At 42.1% G+C, this 21,651-nt stretch carries 15 protein-coding genes, 2 tRNA genes and 1 pseudogene; 10 read left to right on the forward strand and 8 right to left on the reverse strand.

All coding sequences use genetic code 11. From position 1 onward, the window contains the following. Positions 1-291 precede the first annotated feature (291 nt). The 3 genes from BN8908_RS18695 (at position 292) to BN8908_RS05430 (ending at position 2,979) form a co-directional block, all read left to right on the forward strand. Entirely contained in the window at positions 292-459 is a 168-nt protein-coding gene (locus BN8908_RS18695) for a bacteriocin (RefSeq protein ID WP_021988855.1), read from the forward strand. Between the two features lie 91 nt (positions 460-550). Next, entirely contained in the window at positions 551-1,360 is an 810-nt protein-coding gene (locus BN8908_RS05425) for a GLPGLI family protein (RefSeq protein WP_068689578.1), read from the forward strand. Positions 1,361-1,452: 92 nt separating this feature from the next. Next, positions 1,453-2,979: a vitamin K epoxide reductase family protein gene (locus BN8908_RS05430; protein WP_161945855.1), complete on the forward strand. Its 1,527-nt coding sequence runs from the start codon at positions 1,453-1,455 to the stop codon at positions 2,977-2,979. Positions 2,980-4,903: 1,924 nt separating this feature from the next. Here BN8908_RS05430 and BN8908_RS05435 read toward each other — a convergent pair. Both BN8908_RS05435 and BN8908_RS05440 read right to left on the reverse strand, forming a co-directional pair. Continuing rightward, entirely contained in the window at positions 4,904-7,129 is a 2,226-nt protein-coding gene (locus BN8908_RS05435; RefSeq protein ID WP_068689583.1) for a peptidase domain-containing ABC transporter, read from the reverse strand. Positions 7,130-7,134: 5 nt separating this feature from the next. Further along, on the reverse strand, positions 7,135-7,755 hold the full coding sequence (locus BN8908_RS05440; RefSeq protein WP_068689585.1) for a TonB-dependent receptor: 621 nt from the start codon (positions 7,753-7,755) through the stop codon (positions 7,135-7,137). A 160-nt stretch (positions 7,756-7,915) separates the two neighbouring features. Here BN8908_RS05440 and BN8908_RS05445 point away from each other — a divergent pair, with 160 nt between their 5' ends. Together BN8908_RS05445 and BN8908_RS05450 are read left to right on the forward strand one after the other, a co-directional pair. After that, positions 7,916-8,458: a hypothetical protein gene (locus tag BN8908_RS05445; protein ID WP_021988859.1), complete on the forward strand. Its 543-nt coding sequence runs from the start codon at positions 7,916-7,918 to the stop codon at positions 8,456-8,458. A gap of 241 nt (positions 8,459-8,699) precedes the next feature. After that, positions 8,700-9,509 carry a GLPGLI family protein gene (locus tag BN8908_RS05450; RefSeq protein WP_068689587.1) on the forward strand — a complete coding sequence of 270 codons (810 nt, stop codon included), beginning with the start codon at positions 8,700-8,702 and terminating at the stop codon, positions 9,507-9,509. An 83-nt stretch (positions 9,510-9,592) separates the two neighbouring features. Here BN8908_RS05450 and BN8908_RS05455 read toward each other — a convergent pair. The 3 genes from BN8908_RS05455 to BN8908_RS05465 all read right to left on the reverse strand — a co-directional run bounded on the left by BN8908_RS05455 (position 9,593) and on the right by BN8908_RS05465 (position 10,464). Then, a tRNA-Gly gene (locus tag BN8908_RS05455) sits at positions 9,593-9,665 on the reverse strand. A 46-nt stretch (positions 9,666-9,711) separates the two neighbouring features. Then, positions 9,712-9,784, reverse strand: a tRNA-Gly gene (locus tag BN8908_RS05460). A 230-nt stretch (positions 9,785-10,014) separates the two neighbouring features. Next, a complete protein-coding gene (locus BN8908_RS05465; protein WP_021988861.1) occupies positions 10,015-10,464 on the reverse strand; it encodes an Hsp20/alpha crystallin family protein in 450 nt (149 codons plus the stop codon). Positions 10,465-10,665: 201 nt separating this feature from the next. Here BN8908_RS05465 and BN8908_RS05470 point away from each other — a divergent pair, with 201 nt between their 5' ends. The 3 genes and pseudogenes from BN8908_RS05470 to BN8908_RS18910 form a co-directional block, all read left to right on the forward strand. Next, positions 10,666-11,178, forward strand: a complete 513-nt coding sequence (locus BN8908_RS05470) for a gamma carbonic anhydrase family protein (protein ID WP_068689589.1) — start codon at positions 10,666-10,668, stop codon at positions 11,176-11,178. 102 nt (positions 11,179-11,280) lie between these two features. Continuing rightward, positions 11,281-11,931: a ribulose-phosphate 3-epimerase gene (gene rpe / locus BN8908_RS05475; RefSeq protein ID WP_068689591.1), complete on the forward strand. Its 651-nt coding sequence runs from the start codon at positions 11,281-11,283 to the stop codon at positions 11,929-11,931. Positions 11,932-11,955: 24 nt separating this feature from the next. After that, positions 11,956-12,612 (forward strand): annotated as a pseudogene (locus BN8908_RS18910) (cell division ATP-binding protein FtsE); the annotation flags it as partial. 485 nt (positions 12,613-13,097) lie between these two features. On the opposite strand, the gene BN8908_RS05485 reads toward BN8908_RS18910, so the two are convergent. After that, on the reverse strand, positions 13,098-14,867 hold the full coding sequence (locus tag BN8908_RS05485) for a PBP1 and LysM peptidoglycan-binding domain-containing protein (protein WP_068689595.1): 1,770 nt from the start codon (positions 14,865-14,867) through the stop codon (positions 13,098-13,100). A 176-nt stretch (positions 14,868-15,043) separates the two neighbouring features. Between BN8908_RS05485 and BN8908_RS05490 the strand changes: the two genes are divergently transcribed. Together BN8908_RS05490 and BN8908_RS05495 are read left to right on the forward strand one after the other, a co-directional pair. After that, entirely contained in the window at positions 15,044-15,859 is an 816-nt protein-coding gene (locus BN8908_RS05490; protein WP_021988866.1) for a PASTA domain-containing protein, read from the forward strand. Between the two features lie 17 nt (positions 15,860-15,876). Then, positions 15,877-16,944 (forward strand): RluA family pseudouridine synthase, encoded by a 1,068-nt coding sequence (locus BN8908_RS05495; protein ID WP_068689597.1) that lies wholly within the window; start codon positions 15,877-15,879, stop codon positions 16,942-16,944. Positions 16,945-17,170: 226 nt separating this feature from the next. On the opposite strand, the gene BN8908_RS05500 is transcribed toward BN8908_RS05495, so the two are convergent. Together BN8908_RS05500 and BN8908_RS05505 are read right to left on the reverse strand one after the other, a co-directional pair. Next, on the reverse strand, positions 17,171-18,493 hold the full coding sequence (locus BN8908_RS05500) for a TolC family protein (protein ID WP_187373429.1): 1,323 nt from the start codon (positions 18,491-18,493) through the stop codon (positions 17,171-17,173). Between the two features lie 103 nt (positions 18,494-18,596). Beyond that, positions 18,597-21,647 carry an efflux RND transporter permease subunit gene (locus tag BN8908_RS05505; protein ID WP_021988869.1) on the reverse strand — a complete coding sequence of 1,017 codons (3,051 nt, stop codon included), beginning with the start codon at positions 21,645-21,647 and terminating at the stop codon, positions 18,597-18,599. Positions 21,648-21,651: the final 4 nt, after the last annotated feature.

Consider the following 21,651-nt stretch of genomic DNA (forward strand, 5'->3'; position numbering starts at 1 on the left):
TATACAACATAAAAAAATGATTTTTAAAACAGAAAGGTTTACAATTACGTGTAATTGAATTTTGGCTTTACGGACCTGCCATCCGTATAAACCCAAAAACCTCCTTCCGGATAAGGATAAACACAGCTGTCAGGCTATATGTCTAACAAATCGAAAGAAGGCACGACAAAGATAGGTCAATTTGACGAAACAGCCGAGACGGTAATTCGTCTGCAGAATCCGGCCTGTATGATTCAACCGGAGCAGATGCCGAAAAGCTCAACGAGTAGGCGATCATTAAAATTTAAAGTCATGTTGGAAGAATTAAACTATAAGGAAATGAACCAAATTACCGGTGGTCAAAATGTATCTGCAAAAGAATATTGTGCAACTCTTAGTATGCTGATTGAAAACAATTGGGGCAGATGGAGTGAAGATGAAAGGAAATCAGCCTCCGATGCCTATTCAAAGCATTGCTAAACAATTTTTAAAAGTTACCGGAGAGCTTTTACAGCTCTTCGGGCAACTTTTTTACCGATCCTAAATACGTATCTTCTTTATCCTATAAACGATGAAAACAATTTTTCTTTTTTTCGGAAGCCTCCTATTTTCGCTGTTTATCCGGGCACAGACAATAGATACCGCATATATGGAATGTTGGTATAAATTTTCTTATATCAATCTTCCTTTGGAAACGATGGGAGAAGACCTGATGGTATTACAAATCGGTAAAAACTGCTCAAAATTTTACAGTCAATATACCCAGGAGTGCGATTCTCTCAATGCCACCCCCGAAGGCCGGAAACTCTGGAGGCAACTTTTTTTGTCCGGAGCTACGACCAATAATTTCCCGTATGCCCGCACTCACAGTTACATACACAAAAATTATCCTCTCAACCGGATAACGGTCACTGATTTTAATAACCTGACACATTACAAATTCACCGAAGATTTCGAAAGACAAACGTGGCAAATTCAACCTGAAACACAGGAAATATTGGGATTTTCCTGCCAAAAAGCCGATTGTGAATTCCGAGGCAGAAAATACGAAGCCTGGTTCACACCGGAAATACCGGTAAGCGACGGTCCCTGGAAATTTACAGGACTTCCCGGACTTATCGTTGCTATTGCCGATACGGCAGGTCTATACCGTTTCGAACTGACAGGCATAAGCCGTTCTGACCGTCCGATCCGTTTCGGACGCTATTCCCGTCCCCGCTATGTCACAACCGACAGAAAAACGTTTCTCAATGCCTGTTGGAAATTCTTTTCAGACAGCAGCAGACAAACCAAAGCCGTCTCCGGTATAGATTTGCCATTCCCCGACTCAAAGCCCAAAAAACTGAAATACGATCAAATGGAAACCGATTACCCACATTAAAAGCGTTTTTCATGTATTCCGATAACGACTATATCCTCCTCCTGATAAGTAAATTCCTGAAAAGAGTAAATCGCCCTTTTAAAAAAAAGGAATTGACAGTAGCATTATTGTCACATCCCTTCTATCCTGCCATTTCCTCTATTTCGCAAACCCTTACTTATCTCGGTATAAACAATAAAGTTTACCGGGCAGATTATACCGGAGTATTAAAAGCAAACTCTCCGGCACTTGCACATTTAAAAGATAATCGTTTTATACTTTTACTAAAAGCCGATACATCTCAGACAACCTATTACGATGCCGTCACAAACAAATATATTACCGGTCCGGCAGAAGACTTTCGGAACCGTTGGAGCGGATACATCTTATACATCACCGAGCAAAGTCCAAAAACCGCGTATCCCTCCCGGTTCCGTTTTCATATTCCACACCTGTATCTATTCTGTTACCTGCTGATTGTGGGAAGCAGTATCATTTTATATGTTCTTTTTCCGGTAAACGGTATCTCTCTTCTATTACTGAAAATGTCCGGATTTATCGTATGCCTTGGATTTATCAGTCATTACCTGTCTCCCGGGTCTGCTACCACATATTCATTATGTAAAACATCTTCGGTTTTCGATTGTGACAGGGTTTTACAATCTCCGGCTTCCCGCCTTATGGGGAAAATTCCTCTTTCAGCTGTGGGCCTGGCTTACTTTTGTATGGGAATTCTTGCTCTCATCAACGGTTATCTGGCACATTGCGCAACAACAATTACAACATCGTTATATTATATTTCAGTCACAGGCCTGCCTTTTATCCTTTTCTCTTTTATCTATCAGGGAACAATTTTAAAAAAATGGTGTCCTTTATGTCTGGCGACCTGTAGTATCATACTGATTGAAAACATCCTCTTTTATTTCTATCCCATAAAAACGGTCTTTAGTAACAATCTGTTTTCTTCCGTTCTGATCTTGGCATTTTCCGGAATTACAGCCGCCGGGATAGCCACCCTCATCGAAATATACGCACAAGCAAAACAAAAGTCGAAACATGATAATATCGAATTCCTGAAATTGAAACGAAATCCGGCGATCGCCTATACTTCATTTCAGCAACAACCCTGTTTAAACACCCAAACCTTCTCCGATATGTTAATCGGTGAAAAAAATGCACCTCACACTCTCATTACAGTACTCAATCCATCGTGCAAACCCTGCCGGAAAGCAGCAAACGATATCATTCATCTGCTCGAAACATATCCCGGAAAAGTAAAATGGCTCATCCGTTTCGACGGTACGGATAAACCGGAAAACTCCCCGGTCAACAGCATTCAATTACATCTTTTGGAACTCTACCAAAAGATAAATGACAGTTCGAAATTCTTATCGGTTCTGAAAGCCTGGTTTACCCATCCCTTACCGGATTTCTTTACACGTCACTATCCGGTTCCTGAAATCAGTCCGGACACAATAACCCGTCTGAAAGCACATATTTACCGGAATCAAAAAGATAAAATCGAAAAAATACCCTATATTGCAATTGGAAAGCGTGTTCTGCCGGTAACATATACAATAAACGATTTAGCTTATTTCTTTCCGGAGGAAGAATTTTTAAAAAAGATAACTGACGAATAATATACAGCATATTACTATGAAAAGAATAGCCTATCTCATAGCTCTGAGTCTATTATCCGTACTATTCTATGGAAATCTGTCAGCTCAAAAAACGACACTTTCCGGTACGGTTATCGAAGGAGAAAAAAACGAACCTCTGGAAAACACAATGGTTACCGTTTTAAAAGGCTGTAAAAAACAGATCATAGCTTATGCTTTGACTGACAATCAGGGGAAATTCTCACTATCCGTCTTATTCCAGGATTCCCTGCATATTTCTTTTTCGGGATTAGGATATGAAACGCAAACCTTCCCGCTTTCTCCGGATAAACTCCGGTTTCAAATAAAAATGAACGTCAAACCGTATAATCTGCGGGAAGTATCCGTCAAAGCCACCCGTATCATCCAACGCGAAGATACCCTGACCTATATTGTATCGAATTTCTCCGAAGTTCAGGACCGGACTATCGGAGATGTATTAAAGAAAATGCCCGGTATAGAAGTATCTGAAAAAGGAGAAATCAGATACCAGGGACTGCCCATCAGTAAATTTTACATCGAAGGAATCGACCTGCTCGAAAACAAATACGGCATCGCAACCAACAACTTACCGCATAAGAATGTAAAAAGTGTGGAAGTACTGGAACACCATCAGCCTATCAAAGCCTTTAAAGGTCTCTCCTTCCCCGAAAACGCCGCTATCAATATCAAACTGAAAGACGAAGCGAAAGCCCAATGGATCGGTAATCTACAAGCCGGAGCGGGAGGAGATCCTTTTATCTGGGACGGACGGCTTTTCGCCATGCGTATCGTACCCAAATGGCAAAGCCTCAATACATACAAAACCAATAACTGCGGTACCAATATAAGCAATGAAATTCAAGAATTCGAGCTGGCAGACCTCCTGAATGCCAAAGAAAACCGGTATAAAACAAACGATTATATTCAAGTAAATCCGGAATCGGCACCGGATCTGGAAGAAAAACGTTACCTGTTCAATAAAAGTCACCTGTTTACGACAAGCAACGGCTGGAAGCTCAATGACAATTACCAATTGAATGCACAAGTAACTTACCTCTGGAACCGGCTCCGCTCGGACAATGCCAGCCGGACAACTTATTTCTTCGAAGATTCAACACGGATTGTAAATGAAAGCGAAGCAAGCCGCGACCTGAAAAACGAATTATCGGGACGCCTGACCCTCTTTGCCAACACCACCGGATATTACCTGAAAAACGAATTACAGACAAATCTCCGCTGGAATGATACGGATATAAACACCTTCGGAGATTTCGCAAACCGTCAGTCGGCTGAAACACCCCGTTATCAACTGACCAACAACCTGGAATTAATAAAACGCTTCGGACAACAGTCCGTCACATTTACTTCCTATAACAAATGGCTTTACGAGCCGCAACAACTGAAAGTTAACCGGGAAGCTCAACACGAGTACCAAAAAGCAGATAATTCCGTTTTATTTTCCAACACCGCTTTTGCCTACGTCTCTGCCTTCTCACGTTTCATTCTCACATTAAGGGGAGGCTTCAAATTCCTTTACAGAGATTTCAACAGCGATCTAAAAGGGATAAACCCGATTTCAACGCTCTTGAAAAACAACACGGTTTCTTCCTATCTCAACCCATATATCACTCCTTCCCTGGAATATAACAGTTCCAGTGCAAAAGTTACCCTGAACGTTCCCTTCCATTATTTCCGCTATCGGTTCCAGGATTGGGTATTTCACGATAAACGATATAAAAACCGCTTTATATCGGCTCCATCTATTAACATAAATTATTTTATTACCCCTTTGCTGACAATTAAAGCACAAGGAAGTATCGGAAACAAACCCTTAGACGAAAGTCTGTTTTTCCGGGGATACATCTTACAAAATTATCGCAATTTACAACAAGGACTGATCGATTTTACTACGAACAAAGTAAAATCAGTATCTGCCGGCATCGTATACCGCAATAGTCTGAAATCCTGCTTTTATAACTTCAATATGACCCGTATGTGGACTGAAAATGCCTATATCAACGGACGAAATTTCGAAGGAGATTACATCGTCAATACCCGGTTCGCACAAAAAAACGACCGTTTTATTTTTGAATAGTAATTGTAATTTTTCCATAATGTATTTTTCATTGTTGGCATCCAGTGAATTGGTTGCTTCGTCCAGGATCAGAAATTTGGCGTTTTTATAGGCCGCACGGGCAATTAGTAGCCGTTGTTTCTGTCCGGTACTCAGTCCGTGTCCGTCTGCTCCGATTTTGGTGTTGTAATTCAGGGGCATGGAGTCGATAAAATCTTCGATATGAGCGATTCTTGCCGCCTCGATAACGCGTGCCATATCCGGAGTAGTGTCGGATACGCCGATGTTATTGGCGATGGTGTCAGAAAAAATATAACCTTCCTGCATCACTACTCCGCATTGATTCCGCCAGCAGCTTTCACTGTAACAAGTCAGCGGTTTATTGCCTAAAAGAAGCTGTCCTTCTCCGGGGGTATAAAATCCCAGAATAAGTTTCAGCAGTGTCGTTTTACCGCTTCCGCTTGTACCGACAATGGCGGTTACTTTATCGGAAGGAATTTTCAGACTGATGTTGTCTAATACTTTATCAGAATGTGGCCCATCGTATTGGAAGGTGACGTTTTGAAATTCAATATCGGCATTTTCGGGAATTTCGTGTATTTTTTTTACCTCTTCGGGTTCTTCATCCGGACGTTCCTGTATTTCACTCAGACGTTCCATGCTGAGCTTGGCATCCTGACTGATCTGTACGAACTGTATAAACTGGGAAAGAGGAGCGTTTAGCTGACCGATGATATACTGAAGGGCTACCATCATACCCAGGGTCATGTTTCCTGTGATAACGGCTTTTGCAGCCAGAAAGGAAATAATTACATTTTTAGTTTGATCGATAAAAATTCCGCCTATTTCCTGACTTTGTCCGAGTGTCAGGTTTTTTATGCTGATTTTATATAATTTGGCCTGAATGCGTTCCCATTCCCAGCGTTTTTGCTTTTCGCAATTGTTCAGTTTTATATCCTGCATTCCGTTAATTAGCTGGACAATACTGTTTTGGTTGGCGGAGGCTTCCTGAAAACGCATGTAATCTAATTTTCGTCTTCTTTTCATGAATAACAGAATCCACCAGATATTGAGAATACTTCCGCATAGAAATATGCCCAGAATAACAGGGTCGTAACCGGCCATAATAATACCGTATACAATAAATGAGATAAGGGCCATCAGCATGCTCAGCAGTGTACCGGAAATAAATACCTGAATACGGTTATAGTCACCGATGCGTTGTATAATATCACCGACCATTTTGGAGTCGAAAAAAGCGATGGGCAGGCGCATCAGCTTACAGAGGAAATCAGAGATAAGAGATATGCCGATACGGGTTGTCATATGCAACATTAGCCAACTGCGAATCAGGTTGTTGGCCGTTTGCCCGACCACCAACATGACCTGGGCGATCAGGATAATGGCGATAAAATGAAGGTTTTCCAGCCCGATCCCCTTGTCTACCATCGCCTGGGTCAGGAATGGAAGAATCAGGCTGATAACACTGGCTGTAAGAACGGATAAGCCCAGTTGTATCAGGTATTTGTAATAGGGATGGAAATATTTGAACAGATAGGTGAATTTCAGGCGATTGTCTTCTTCTCCTTTTTCCTGGTAAAAGCGGGGAGTCGGTTCAAGAAGTAAAGCAATACCTTTGTCATCCCGGGGAATCTCGGTAATAAATTCTTTCAGTTTCTCCGGGATTGTTTTTATTTGCAGCCAGGCTTGTAAAAATTGTTTTTCTGAATATCGGAGCAGGCCTTCGCCCGGATCGGAAACATATATCCACCGGTGGCCTCTTTTTTTGCGGATCCGGTAAACAACGATAAAATGTTGTTGGTGCCAATGAATGATGCAAGGAAGTTTTACTTCGTTTTTTAACTGTTCCCAGGTAATTTTTACTCCGGTGGTCCTGAATCCGATCGATTCGGCTGCGTCGCTGATTCCCAATAAGGATACACCCTGACGAGAGATGTGACATTTTTCACGTAGCCCTTGCAGCGAATAGTTTTTGCCGTAATAAGCGGCAATGATTCGCAGACAGGTCGGACCGCAATCCATTTTGTCCAGTTGTTTAAAAAAAGGAAACTTCATCGTTCTTAAAAAGTAAGGGTTGCCTGTAGCATATAATTCCGGGGACGGATCATATATCGGTAGTCGTAATTGGTCAGTTGGTCGTATAATGTATAGGAATATACCTTTTTATCCAGAATATTGCTGATAATTCCGCCGATTTCAAAGGACGGGGAAATCCGGTATGTGAAACTGGCATCGGCCATGAATAATGTTTTGGATTGTTTGGCGTTCAGTTCGTTGTAGTAATGTTCCCCTTTCAGTTTTATATCCAGTTGCTGGGTTGGGACAAAAACGATTTCCAGGGATTGTGTAAACCGGTTGCTCGAAGAGGATGTTGTCGGAAGTTCCAGGATGTTACGTCCGAAGGTGCATTTGTATACGATGTTGCTCCAGGAAACCGGACGGAAATTGAATTGGGGGGAAATCGTAAACCAGTCGCTGGTGTAAGGCGTTTGAATGCCGTCTTGCATCATAGAGGTTCGGTTATTGATATACATCAGGTCGATGGCTATCATGCCGTGTAGTTTGTCAATCCCTTTACTGAAACGTCCCGTTAAAATCCAGCTTTTACGGTCATTATTGTCGCCCACCGGCTGAGTACGGTCAAAAAAGCAGATCACATCATCGTACTGGACAAAGGGCAAATCAAGGAAGAAGGTTCACATACCAGTCTGATTGCTGCCAAAGGGTATTACTACGAACTAGTCAAAAACCAGCTCGAACTCGGAAATTAAACCAGGCAACTTACAATCCGGTCTAAATTAAAATTTACAGGTATCGTCCACTTTTAGAAAGTACTGCTTTATGCCGAATAATGAAAATTTTTATAGCGAAGAAGCTCATGAAATCATGAATACGATCCCACCCCGTCTCATCCGTTGGGGCATCACCGTTATCTTTCTCATTTTTACGGGCATTATCATTGCTTCCAGCCTGATCGAATATCCCGAAACCATGAAAGGCCGGGTAAACCTTACCCTGACTTCAATACATGAAAACGATAGCTTACTTTTGTTAAACGGGAAAAAATTCAAAATTAAAGGCCGGATTTACTTACCCTCCAAAGGTTTTGGAAAAGTCGCCGTAAACCAAACCGTATATGTCAGTCTGGACTGCTTCCCCGCAATGGAATTCGGTAAACTAAAAGGAAAAATTACCCATATACATACCCATCTGCAAAACAACCAGTATCTGGCTGACATCGAATTTCCTTCCGGCCTGACAACCACAGGCAACAAATGTCTTCACCCCATTGAGGAAATGCAGGGAGAAGGTGAAATTATCATCCGAAATAAACGGTTAATCCACAACCTGACAGAACCGATACAGGCACTTTTTAAAAAATAAAACGGACACTGAAAAGTATGGTAAATCTTAAACCTATCCCCTCAAAGCCCTATGAACTTATCAGATAAAACAATGAAACCGATGCGAAAAAAATTGAAAAATAAACTAAAATTAAAATTTTAAAGCTATATTAGCAAATATAAAACGATATAAGAAATACACCCGAATCCCTATTCTGCATTTATTTTTCGGCCAATCTTATATCTGCTTTAGGTAGTATGTACTCTTAATCAGTATGACGATGAGAACCATTTGTCTATTTTTCGGAATTTTTTTATTTTCTCTTTGTGTCCGTGCACAGGTCATAGATACCGCTTACATGGAATGTTGGTATAAGTTTTCTTACATCAAGCTTAAATTGGAAACGATGGGAGAAGACCTCATGGTACTACAAATCGGAAAAAATTGTTCAAAATTCTACAGTCAATATACCCATGAAAACGACTCCCTCCTTGCTACCCCTGAAGGGATGAAAGTTTGGAGACAACTTTTCGAAGCCGGGTTTGCAACCGGAAATTTCCCACACTCCCGCACACTTAGTTACATTCATAAAAACTATCCGGAAAATCAAATTACGGTTGCCGACCAAAACAACCTTTCCCACTATAAGTTCACAGAAGATTTGGAAAAACAAAACTGGCAAATCCAACCTGAGACAAAAGAAATACTGGGATTTTCCTGTCAAAAAGCCGATTGTGAGTTCCGCGGAAGAAAATACGAAGCCTGGTTTACCCCTGAAATACCGATAGACAACGGCCCCTGGAAATTTGCAGGACTTCCCGGCCTGATCGTTGCCGTTGCCGATACGGCAGGATTATATCAGTTCGAACTGACAGGCATAAACCGTTCCGAGCGTCCGATTTATTTCGGATACTATTCACGTCCAAAATATGTCAAAACCGACCGGAAAACCTTTCTCAATGCTTGTTGGAAATATCATTCCGACAGCGATGGACAAACCAAAGCTGTCAGCAGCGTCGATTTTTCTTTTCTCGATTCAAAACCCGTAAAACTAAAATACGACCAGATGGAAACCGATTATCCGCATTAATGGGGTGACGCCGAGGGTTGACTTTTCTCTAAAATGCAGTAAAAACAAAAATCAGCCACTCTGTTAAGTGACTGATTCCGAGGAGCGATAAACGGGACTCGAACCCGCGACCTTCGGCTTGGGAAGCCAACGCTCTACCAACTGAGCTATTATCGCATTGTTTTTTAAAAAAGTAAAACCGAATTCAACATCCGGTTTCCAGAGCGAAAAACGGGACTCGAACCCGCGACCCCGACCTTGGCAAGGTCGTGCTCTACCAACTGAGCTATTTTCGCAATTCAAATGCATTTACTCCCGGAAAAGACACCCTGCCAAGGTCGGATTTATTATCCACTGGGGACAAGGTCGTGCTCTACCAACTGAGCTATTTTCGCATTATTTCAAATAACTGCTCTCTCGCGATTGCGGTGCAAATATAATACGTTTTTTCAGAAACTTCCAAATAATTTTCAAAAAAAAAATCGGCCGGTTCCGAAAAACCGACCGACCACTAAAATCAAACTACCTACTTAACCTCAATTGTTTTTTGCAATTTTTCTGTCTCCGCGTTCTTGGGCATTGTAATCTCAAGAATTCCGTCTTTGTAGGAAGCCTGTGCTTCAGCTACATTGTACTTCTCTTCCGGTAGTTCGATTGTTCTATGAAACGAATAAGAAGAAAATTCTTTCCGGAGATACTTTCCTTTTCCCTTCCCTTCTTCCTCCTCTTTTTCTTCTTTACTTTCCCCTGAAATACTTAAAAATCCATCTTTATATTCCAATTTGATATTTTCTTTTTTCATTCCGGGTACCCGTACATCCAGTGTCAGGGTCTTATCATCTTCCTTTACATTCAATGCAGGAACACCGTTTTTCTCACCGGGACTCATATAAGGCATCATTCCTGTATTAAAAAACTCATCCAGCAATGTGGAATAAAAAGGCCGCAATTCATTGTTTTTCTTTACTATGCTCATGACAATTTCATTTTATATTTATTCCAAAATTCTGAAGATTGTACGACAGGTTTAAAAAGACAGTTTCAGTACATCCATTAAATAAATGAAAATAGAAAATGAAAAACTGAAAATTAATATATTTTATTGTGATTTATCGCTTATTTCGTACCTTCGAAGCTGATAAAACGAAAAACCAAAAAACACATAAATATTCAGATCATGGCCATTATAAAAGAATTAAACGGACATACTCCGAAATTCGGCAAAAACTGTTTTCTGGCAGACAATGCCGCTATCATCGGAGACGTAGAGATGGGAGATGATTGCAGTATCTGGTTCGGTGCTGTATTACGAGGCGATGTACATTACATTAAAATCGGTAATAAGGTAAACATACAGGACAATGCAACCATACACGCTACCTATCAAAAATCCCCGACCAACATCGGCAACAATGTGTCTATCGCTCACAATGCAGTAATACATGGCTGCACGATTCATGACAACGTATTGATCGGTATGGGGGCCATCGTTTTGGATGATGCCGTTGTCGAAAGCAACTCCATCGTTGCTGCCGGCAGTGTCGTAACCAAAGGAACCGTCGTGGAATCCGGTTGGGTATATGCCGGTATCCCTGCCAAAAAAATAAAGCAAATGGGACCCGAATTGCTGAAAGGCGAAGTAGAAAGAATCGTCAATGCCTATTCCATGTATGCCGGCTGGTATAAATGACGGAAGACAGAAAACTGAGAAGACAAGGAAAAAATTTATTTTTGTATCATATTTCTGAAAACAGCCTGATGGCTTATATTTTCAGAATCCAACTATTGATTTATGAGTGTAATTATTTCACCCTCCCTTTTATCTGCAAACTTTCTGAATCTGGGAAAAGACATCGAAATGGTCAACGAAAGTTCGGCAGACTGGTTTCATATAGACGTTATGGATGGGGTATTCGTACCCAATATTTCCTACGGTATGTCGATTATTTCTCAAATCAAATCGATGGCCCGTAAACCTCTGGATGTTCACCTGATGATTGTGCAGCCGGAAAGATATATCGAACAATTCCATAAAGCAGGAGCCGATATTCTGACTGTACACTGGGAAGCAAGCACCCACCTTCACCGGACTCTGCAATGTATCAAATCATACGGTATGAAAGCCGGTGTTGCACTGAATCCGCATACACCCGTAAATGTTCTCGAAGATATCATCCAGGATATTGATATTGTACTCATCATGAGCGTAAATCCGGGATTCGGTGGTCAGTCTTTTATTGAAAATTCACTTCACAAAGTAAAAAAACTCAAACAACTGATCCGGGAAACAAGCGCAAAGACATGGATAGAAGTAGACGGAGGCGTTAATCTGAAAACAGGAAAAGAATTGACAGAAGCCGGTGCCGACGCATTGGTAGCAGGCAGTTTTGTCTTTGGTTCCGAAAATCCACCGGCAACCATCCAGGCCCTGAAACAACTATAATCAAACAAGCAGCTTATTTATATCATGTCTGAAACAATCATCAAAACTGATAAAGCCGTCATCCGGCAACAAAAAATAACGATATTAAAAGACGTCTCTTTGGAAATCAAGAGCGGCGAATTTATCTATATTATCGGTAAAGTAGGAAGTGGGAAGAGTTCTTTTCTCAAAACACTGTACGCAGAATTACCACTGGAATACGGAAATATTGAGGTAGCCGGATTCCAGTTGAAAAAGATAAAAAAATCGCAGATCCCTTTATTACGCAGAAAATGCGGCATCGTTTTCCAGGATTTCAGACTTCTTACTGACCGGAATGTACACGATAATCTTGCATTCGTACTGAAAGCAACGGGATGGAAAAATAGAAAAGCCATAGAAGAACGGATCGATACGGTCCTGGAGAAAGTAGAAATGCCGGATAAAAAATTCAAAATGCCTCACGAGCTATCGGGAGGAGAACAGCAACGTATCGTATTGGCCCGGGCATTACTCAATGCCCCTCCCCTTATTTTAGCCGACGAACCTACCGGGAATATCGATCCAGAAACTTCTTACCGATTAGCCGAATTATTGAAAGATCTTTGTGAAAACGGTAAAACCGTAATCATTGCCACACATCAATACGACCTGCTCCAAAAATATCCGGGACGGGTACTACGTTGTGAAAACGGAACTTTGATAGAAGACGAAAAGTTATCGGTACAACAGCACACACTGGCCCCCGCAGATATTGAAAGTATCGAAAACACACCGATAGAAGGTGATATTTTAACGGCTCCGGCTCCGGAAGAACCGTCAGCCGTTCTCCCGGAAGAAGAAGAAAAATTACCGGAACAGGAAGGACAAGATCCGGAACAGGAAAAGATACCGGAACAAGAGGCAGACATGCCGGAAGAAACAGCAATTGTTGCTGAAAATACCTTGACATCTGAAGAAATTTCCGAAATTCGGAAAGACAATATCCTTCCCGAAGATAATAGCCAGTCTTTACGGGAAAAAGATACCGCAGAAAAAACAGAAGAACAACATACTCCGGCAGATGACAGTACGGTTTCCCCAAAGGAAGAAAAGAAAGAGGAAAAAGATAAGACGTTATCTTCTCCCTTTGGCTTTGAACTAATCGATTGATAAATAAAAAGTCCGGAAGTTTTTCCGGACTTTTCTTATTTCACCAATTCCATTTTAATTCTATAATCGGATCCGTAATTTACAATATACAGTCCCCGGTTCTCCCAGCCGCACTCCGGACAGAGACGTCTGAAATTAAAAGCGGAAAAAAGTCCGGTTTTACCGGTATATCCGATAGCTTCCAACGTCCTCGTTCCATATTTCGCCACCAAAGGAATAAAATACAACCCCATATCGTACGCCTTAGCCGACAGGGTATGCGGTTCCGTATAAAAATAAGTCCGGTACTGATCTGCAAAATATTTGGCATTATCCGAATAATTATCGACATAACTGTATGTGAATAATTTCACATTCAGTTTATAATACATTTCATGGTCTACCGAAGTAAAATTCTGCCAATCCGGAAAACCGATAACCGTAATCCGGTATTGCTCCGCCAAGGCTGCAAGAGTCGGCAGTATTTTGCTTACATCAGCTTCTTTGGATGTAGGCAACACCACTATATTCTCCTGATCCGGATTCAACAGCAATTTCAAAGCCTCCAGATGCTCTTCTCCGAAATTCCATTTGTAGAAACCGATATCCGTCAACCGATTCAATTGCTCCGTAAACAAATTTTTCTCTGTTATATCCGTCAGCATCTGTTCTTCCGTTTCTCCCCCCTTCGACAAATTGATACATATAATATTAGCGGTTTCATGCCGGGCAGCAATCCAGGCTGCCATGTCTTCCGCCAAAGCCTGAAACGAAGGATTCACCTGTATAAAATTGGGATATTTCCCGAAATCTTCACTTCTTGAAGATAGCGGATAAACAATCGGAATCTGCCGGTTCATAAGGCTTTCCGTCAATACTTTAAACTCCGAACCATAGACCGGACCGATCACCAAATCCGGATTCAACTCATTTATTTCTGCTGCAATTCCATACATCCGTTCACTGCTTTTCTGGGTATCGAAAATGTGCAGGTCTATTTTATAGCCTTCGTTTTTCAAACTATCCAAAGCCAATAGCATTCCTTCATAGAAATAAAGGAATTGTTCGGATTTATGCAATATCTGTACAGGATGTTTCCGTAAAGTCAGGGTATCTACCAACACGGCCCCCAAATTTGACTCTATATTTTCCTGTACAAACAAGGGCAATAATAAAGCTACCTTTACATACTTATTATCCGGAATTGCCATATCATCCATAAACTCCGGCCGGCCGGCCAGTGTATCCCCTACCAGCGGGTAATAATTTTTCCGCACCTCTTCCGGTTCATGTCTCTTCTCTTCCAGCGGGATTGTCTGTTCCAGTCCGATCACCTTCTCTTCCGTTTCTTTTACCGGCATATCGACCGACGTACCGATCTGGGCGACATCAATTTCTTTTATCGGGAGTCTTACAATCGCCCCGATTGATAAAGGAGTATTCTCATATTGTTTATTTTCTTTCAATATCTGCCTTACCTTAATACCGAACTTTCTGGATATCGAATACAATGTCTCCCCTTTTTCAACTTTATGGTAATAATATTTACCGTCTTTTTCCACATAAGGCTCTACATAAGGTATTTTCAGCACTTCAAACATACTGATTGCATTGTCTTGCTTGCCATTCAGCTCCTTTACCGCATTGATATCCACACCGTACGCCTTACAGATGGAATAAAGCGTCTGTCCGTCTTCCACCACATGTAAGTAATAACTCTTACCTTTTATGACAACGATATCCGTCGATTTATGTACCTCGACATGCTGTGCCGAAAGCCGGCCGCAAGCCAGTAATACGAAAAGAACAATTACAAATTTCATCATAAACAAACCTCTTTGCGCCTGTATTTAAGAACACCGGAACGTCTTTCTTACCCCCGGAAGGGCAAAAATACGAAAAAGTAGTAGATAATTTAAAAATCTACGCTAATTTTGCATAGCCATCTTCACAATACAAAGATGGTAAAACAGAATCATAACGATAAAATGCGACCGGATTTATGTTATTTTCCAAATATCCTAAACTGACACTTCTTTTGCTGAATACATTAGCTGCCGTAATCATTACTGTAGTCATCGGATATTTTGTGTTGGGTGCACTCGATAAATACACAATGCACGGTCATTCAATATCCGTTCCGGCTTTTCAGGATTTGACCTGGGAAGAGGCTCAGCAATTGGCGAAAAAAAACAATCTGCGGGTCATCATTGTCGATTCGATATACGATGAAAAAGCCCTCCCCGGTACAATTCAGGAACAATATCCGATAAACGGAGCCAAAGTAAAGGCCAACCGGATGATCCAACTGACGGTATGTGCCCAGAATCCCGAGCAGGTCATATTTCCCCAACTGAACAACTCTTCTTATCGTCAGACCTTACAAACATTACAGGCAAAAGGATTTCAGATCGGAAATATAGAATATGCCCCTTCTGAATTTAAGAATCTGGTATTGCATCTGAAATACAAGGACAACGATATCGAAGCCGGCTCGCTGCTGCGCAAAGGTGTCAAAATAGATATCGTTCTCGGAAACGGAGGAAATGAGATCAATTATGTCGCCCTTCCGCAACTATGTGGTTTGAAAGTCAGAGATGCAATCCGGCTTTTACAGGAAAACTATCTGAACGTCGGACAAATCATTCCGGATAACAGTTTAAAAAATAATTCGGATATCAACTCGGCTGTCGTCTGCTTCCAACAACCGGCTTTCCAACCGAACACGAATGTGCCGGCGGGTAGCTATATCGACCTGGAAGTTTCTCAAAATAAAGCCCGGATTGCAGCATTGGACTCATTGATCGTAACAGAATAATTTTACCGGAAAACGAGATGGTGGAATATACAGAAGAAATCGAAGACTTTGAAGAAGAAATAACGGAAAGCGAGGAAGAAATTCAAGGCCGGGAGATGTTCGAACACCATCGTTTCGAAGCCGATAAAGGGCAAATGCCCTTGCGTGTCGATAAATTCTTACTGGTACGACTTCCCCATGCCTCCCGGACAAAAATTCAGGATGCGGCAGAGTCCGGATGTATTCGTGTCAACGATAAACCGGTAAAATCCAATTATAAAGTAAAACCGAATGATATCGTCTCTGTTGTACTTTCATACCCCAAAAGAGAGATTGAAATCACACCCGAAAATATCCCGTTGGACATCGTATATGAAGACGATTACTTACTCGTTGTAAACAAACCGGCAGGTATGGTTGTACATCCGGCTTTCGGTCATTTCAGCGGTACCTTAGTCAACGCTCTTCTCTGGCATCTCAAAGACAACCCACTGTTTACAGGTAACGATATCCGGCCGGGATTGGTCCACCGTATCGATAAAGATACCTCCGGTCTATTGGTAATTGCCAAAACAGAAGAAGCCAAAAGCCACCTGGCCCTGCAATTTTTCAACAAGACATCCGACCGGAAATATCTGGCTGTATGCTGGGGAAACCTGGAAAGTGAAACGGGCACCATTACCGGACATATCGGTCGTCATCCGGTAAACCGCAAAGTTATGTCCGTCTACCCGGACGGCAGCCACGGCAAACATGCCATCACCCATTATAAGGTCATCGAAAGACTGGGATATGTAAACCTGGTCGAATGTATATTGGAAACCGGCAGAACCCATCAGATCAGGGCACATTTCAAATACATCGGACACCCGCTTTTCAATGATGCGGAATACGGTGGAAATGCCATTCTCAAGGGTACGACATTCAGTAAATACAAACAATTCGTCAACAACTGCTTTGCTGTATGCCCTCGCCAGGCTTTACATGCGCAAACACTGGGATTTACACACCCGGCAACGGGAGAACGTCTTTCTTTCGAATCCCCGATCCCCCCAGATATGCTGCAGCTTATTGAAAAATGGCGGAATTATACCAGTGAAAGATAAAATATAATTGCAGATTGCAGATTTACGATTTTTAATTAATTCATCCTGAAAAGTTGATTTCATAACTCACTGCATAGCGTTAATCCGTGCATGAAACGACATCTTGATTTTAGATTAAATGCGTCTGACAATGAATCAGTTTGTCAAACATCAACATTTTCTTCAAAACACATAAACACATCCATCCTCCTCCCAATCGTAAATCTAAAATAAAAATAGTTTTTCATCAATTGGTCACTTTTACCTGACCGCTGATTAACATCAATGAAAGTTCGGAAACCTTTGCCTGATAGATAGCCGACAGTTTACGATCCACCGCATCGATATAGCTTCGTTGAAATTCCCGGAACTCGATACCGGACAAAGAGCCCAACTTATATTTTTCCAAAGCGGCGTCCAGATTCTCAAAAGCCACATCTGCACTTTCATTTTCAAAGCTGACAATCTGCAGATTATTTTCATAAGTATTATACAATTGGGCCAAATCGGCCAATGTCTGCAATTCCGTCTCTTTATAACTCCATTCCGCATTTTCGACTTCCAATTCCGCATTCTTGATTTTGCGGCGATTTTCCAGACGATCAAAAATATTCATCTTCAAATTAAAGCCCCAATAAAAACCGTTGGTCCGGTTCAAGGAAGTCGTCGCCGAAGGCGTTTTCGTCCGGCTGTAGTTATAACCGGAATTAAAATCGAGTGTCGGAAAAAGAGCCGAACGGGCCAGCTTTACATCCATAGCCGATATCTTCTGATCCTTACGGGCAATCTGAAGCAGTGTGTTCATAGCCAGTGTATTATTATACAATTCACCATATATCAACGGTTCCCGTAACATTATTGTATCATGTACATACATCGCCCGTTGTAAATCGGCATTCATAATCATATTCAGGGATATATAAGCACTCTTCAACAGTTCTTTTTGTTTCATATACTTCGAACTATCGGCATTCAGGTCTATTTTTGCCTGCTGTAACTCCAAACCGGACAACACCCCCAATACATACTTGTCCCTGGCTTCATTAAAACGTTCTGTTGACAATTCCAGAGAGTGCTTCGAAGCATCCAATTTGCTATGTTGTACAATGACATTGTAATATGCCTCACTCACATTCACCGTCAGATTTTCCAAAGCCATCTGTGTATTCAACTCTCCGATTGCCAACATCTCCTGATATTTGGCATAGGTCGTAAACATGGCCATACCATCAAACATACGCCAGTTTAAAGAAACACCGGCTGAAAGTACATCGCTCGTCGCTCCGTTCACTTTACGGTCTTCCCCGCTTACAGTCGTCTTTGTATCGTTAAGTCGCTGAGTCTGCTGTGCATCAATCCCGACCGAAGGCAGAAAAGGCGCGTAATTGGCATTATTATCTGCGATATACTCCTGATTACGTACAATCTTTATGGAATAGTTAGCCTCTAACGCCTGTTGTATGCATTGTTCCAGCGTAACACGGCTTTCCTGCGCAAAAAGAACCGTACCCATAAAAAACTGAAAACAAAAAAACGTACACAATACTCTAATCCTTTTTCCCTTTTTCATCATTTTTCCTTTTTATCTTTCAAAAGGTCTCTCTCAACACTATTCAATCCTGATCCAAACATTTCCCCTATAACACCTCATTTTATCGTAAACCTACGCTTCATTACTCTTTCCCTTCATCTACCACCTGCATTTTACCTGCTGACAAATAAGAATAAATAGCAGGAATTACAAACAGAGAAAGAAACGTAGCACATACCATTCCACCTACTACAGCTATACCCATTGCAACTCGGCTTTCAGCACCGGCACCGGTAGCAATTGCCATCGGCAATATTCCCAATACCGTAGACAAGCTGGTCATCAATATCGGCCGGAAACGGGCGACAGCCGCATTTTTCACAGCCTCCAGCATCGATTCTCCCATCGCTTTACGCTGATTGGCAAACTCGACAATCAAAATACCGTTCTTAGACACTAACCCGATCAGCATGATAATACCGATCTGACTGAATATATTCATCGTCTGCTCGAAGTACCAAAGGGACAGCATAGCTCCGATCAATGCCAACGGCACAGTCAGCATGATAATCAGCGGATCCCGGAAACTTTCGAACTGTGCTGCCAACACCAGGTAAATAAATACCAATGCCAAAATAAAAGCAAACATCAAACTGGAAGAACTTTCCACAAAATCCTTAGAACTTCCCGACAAAGTCGTTTTAAAGTTATCGTCCAATACTTCTTGGGCTATCCGGTCCATTTCCTCCAAACCCTGTGACAAGGTTTTTTTACGGGCAAGGCCGGCCGAAACAGTAGCTGCAACAAAACGGTCATAACGATATAACTGAGGAGGCATCGAACTTTCAGAGGTCGTCACTAAATTATCCAATGCAATCAAATCTCCCTTGTCATTTCTGACATATATCGTCTGTAAATCAGAAGGTTTGTTCCTATTCTCCCGGTCGATCTGACTCAATATCTGGTACTGCTTTCCATTCAATATAAAATAACCAACCCGTTGCTCACTCATCGTCAACTGTAATGTCTGAGCTATATTCTGCATAGAAACTCCCATCACGGCAGCCTTATCCCGGTCTATATTAATGGTTAATTCCGGTTTGGTAAATTTCAGGTTCAAATCTGCCACTGAAAATACGGGACTCTTGTTAACTTCTTCCATAAAACGAGGTAATACACGCTTCAAATCTTCCAGATTTTTGGCCTGTATAACATATTCTACCGGTAATCCTCCCCGGCGCCCTCCGAAAGTCTGCTGTTGCGATACCATCGTACGGGCTCCCGTAAACTGTCTTACCTTAACTCCCAGTTCGTCGGCAATTTCCTGTTGGGTTCTCTCCCGCTGTTCCGGTTTCACCAACCACAGATTCAAAGTCGAACGATTCGTATTGCCTCCGCCGATCATTTCGATGATCATATCCTGCTCCGGCACTTCCTGCTCCACATAAGAAGATAATTCGGTCGTATAACGGTTCATGTAATCGAATGTCGCTCCTTCCGGTGCCGTTGACATCACCCGAATATTGGAACGGTCTTCCAGAGGAGCCATTTCAGAAGGTGTCACCGTCCACAAAAAATAAATCACAACAGCTGTAACACTCAATATCACGGGAGCCAAGAAACGACGTCTCATAAAACTATCCAACCAACGCCGGTAATACTCCGTCAAGCCATTGAAAAAAGGTTCTGTTTTCCGGTAAAACCAATTATCGGTGACATTTCTGGTCAGCAATTTGGTCGAAATCATAGGCGTAAATGTCAAAGCGACAAAAGAAGATATAATCACCGCCCCGGTAATTACAATACTGAATTCCCGGAACAGCCTCCCCGTTGTTCCCTGCAAAAAAACGATAGGAAAAAATACAGCCACCAAAGCGACCGTCGTAGCGATTACAGCAAAAAATATTTCTTCCGATCCCTTAAACCCGGCTTCTCTCGGAGACATCCCCTGCTCGATCTTCGTATAAATATTTTCCATGACCACAATGGCATCGTCGACCACCAACCCGATGGCCAGCACCACCGCCAATAAAGTCAGGATATTAATGGTAAAACCAGCCAGATACATAATGAAAAATGCTCCCACCAGAGAAATAGGAATCGCCAATACCGGTATTAAAGTGGTACGCCAGTTTCGTAAAAACAAGAAAATAATCAATACCACCAATATAAAAGCCTCAACAATCGTACTCTTCACTTCATCAATCGAATTCCGGATAAAGACCGTATTATCGAAGGCAATCCCGGCTTCGACATCGGCAGGTAAATCCTTCTCCAAATCCTGCATCACATCGTAAGCACGGTCCACAATATCGATGTAATTTGCTCCCGGCTGAGGAATAATCACACAAGCAACCATAGGTATGCCGTTACGCTTCATAATGGAACGCACATCCTCGGCATCCACCTCTGCAACACCGATATCCCGGAAACGTACAACCTTACTATCCGTTTCCCGGATAACCAGATTGTTGAAATCTTCAATCGTCATCAAACGTCCGAGAGTACGAATGGTCAACTCCGTATTCTCACCTTCAATACGCCCCGAAGGTAATTCCACATTTTCACGACTCACAGCATCCCTGACATCCATCGGTGTTACTCCGTAAGCAGCCAACAGAGCCGGATTCATCCGCAAACGCACCGAATACCGTTTTTCTCCCCAGATAGAAACACTACTCACACCATTGATTGTCTGCAAACGTTCTTTGTAATACTGTTCGGCATACATACTCAAATCTATCAACGAACGCTGATCGCTTCGCAAAGACACCCCGAAAATCGGCTGGGCATCGGCATCGGCTTTTGTTACCGTCGGCGGATCCACATCTTTCGGTAAACGCCGCATAGCCCCGGATACCTTATCACGCACATCGTTCGCAGCCGTCTCCAGATCAACTTCCAATTGGAACTCCACTGTAATATAGCTTCGCCCGTCCCGGCTCGTACTCGTCAACGAACGAATACCCGGAATTCCATTTACAGCAGCCTCCAAAGGTTCCGTTATCTGAGTTTCGATAACATCGGCATTAGCCCCGGGAAAACTCGTCGATACAGAAATAATAGGCGGGTCCACACTCGGATAATCCCTCACCCCTAAAAACACCATCCCGACACATCCCACCAGCATCAGAATTATATTCATGACCGTGGCAAATACCGGTCGTTTTATACAGGTAGACGATAAACTCATTTTT

Source organism: Culturomica massiliensis, from assembly GCF_900091655.1.
GTDB classification, from domain to species: Bacteria; Bacteroidota; Bacteroidia; order Bacteroidales; family Marinifilaceae; genus Culturomica; species Culturomica massiliensis.